We start from the raw sequence: 532 nt of genomic DNA on the forward strand, positions 1-532 counted from the left end.
TTACCGCAACTACTCGCGCAAAGACGGCGAGTGGATTCCGAACTAATACGGCGGCCATGAAAACCTTGAAGCCATCGCTTGCCTGCGCGATACCAACACCGTGTTGAAAGAAGAAGTTCCGGCGGCGACCGAAATTGCCGAAGAATCCACATCAGTTGCCAATGTGACCCGCCAAGAAGGTGTGAACGGCAGCTGCAAATGGAATATGGGCTGGATGAACGATACTGTGCGTTACATGATGGAAGACCCCATCAACCGCAAATATCACCACAACAAACTGACCTTCGGCATGATGTACCAGTACAGTGAAAACTTTGTGCTGCCGCTTTCTCACGACGAAGTCGTGCCTGGCAAACGCTCGCTGTTCGGACGGATGCCCGGCGACTGCTGGCAGCAATTTACCAACCTGCGCGCCTACTACGGCTCTATGTACGGCTTCCCCGGCAAACAACTCCTGTTTATGGGCCGCAAGTTTGCGCAAGGCCGCGAGTGGAACTACAACAAAGGGCTGGATCGGTTCCTGCTGGAGCAA

Annotated in this window: 1 pseudogene; it reads left to right on the forward strand. The window is 53.9% G+C overall.

Going from position 1 to position 532, the window contains the following annotated elements:
• Positions 1-532 (forward strand): annotated as a pseudogene (locus ACTHUF_RS11060) (1,4-alpha-glucan branching protein GlgB); the annotation flags it as partial.

The organism is Neisseria sp. P0024.S006 (assembly GCF_051956595.1).
Classification (GTDB): Bacteria; Pseudomonadota; Gammaproteobacteria; order Burkholderiales; family Neisseriaceae; genus Neisseria.